Genomic DNA, 852 nt, shown 5'->3' on the forward strand with positions numbered 1-852 from the left:
CGGCGATCCGCGTCATCCGCGCCACGTGCTCGCGCAGCGCGGCCGCCCGCTCCGCCACCGCCGGGTAGGGCTCGGCCTCGGCGCAGTCCACCCGCTCCGCCACCTCGCCGCCGCCGGTTCCCCGGCGCAGGCGGTTCACCACCCCGGACTGCACCACGCCGAAGCTCACCGCGCGCAGCACCGTGAGGGGCCGGTCGCGGTGGAACGGCGCCAGCGCCACAATATCCGCGATCCCGTCCCGCTCGGCGCCGGTGAGGATTTTCGGCATGTCGCCCAGGGCCCCGAGGCGGGCGGCGAGCGGCGGCGCGGGCTCGGTCTCGCCGACGAGGTCCGACAGGGCGGCGTCGACCCGGTCGGTCCAGCCCTCCACCGCCTCCACGGAGCCGGCCTGCACCAGCCGGGTCAGGCCGCCGAACGCGGCGAGCGCCCGCTCGAAGGTCACGAAATGCTCCGCCACCGTGCGGAACTGGGCGCGCTCGCCGGCGTCCGCCTCCCGACGCCAGAAGTCGAGAATGTCGTCGTCGTCGAAGACGACCGCGCCCGAAGGCCGCGCGCCCAGGAAGGACAGGATGGCGCGGAACCGCTTCTCCACCGGGGCGATCGGCATGTGGGCGTCGCGGTAGCCCGCCGCGAGGCGGGAGAGACGCCGCGCGAGCTGGTCCACGTCCTCGCGCGCAGGCTCCGGGCCGAGCTCGTCGATCCAGCCCCGGACCTCTGTGAAATGGGCGAGGCCGTCGGCGGTCAGCACGAATTCAGCGAGCGCCAGCAGCCGCGCCGCGCCCGCCCAGCCGGCCCGCCACGCGCGGTCGCCGAGCGTCAGCACGGGGCCGAGATCGTCGGCGGCGAGCCCGG

At 76.2% G+C, this 852-nt stretch carries 1 pseudogene; it reads right to left on the reverse strand.

The features are described from left to right. Positions 1-852, reverse strand: a pseudogene (locus tag ACFQ4O_RS17910) (hypothetical protein); the annotation flags it as partial.

The organism is Methylopila musalis, assembly GCF_042679725.1.
In the GTDB taxonomy this organism is placed as follows: Bacteria; Pseudomonadota; Alphaproteobacteria; order Rhizobiales; family Methylopilaceae; genus Methylopila; species Methylopila musalis.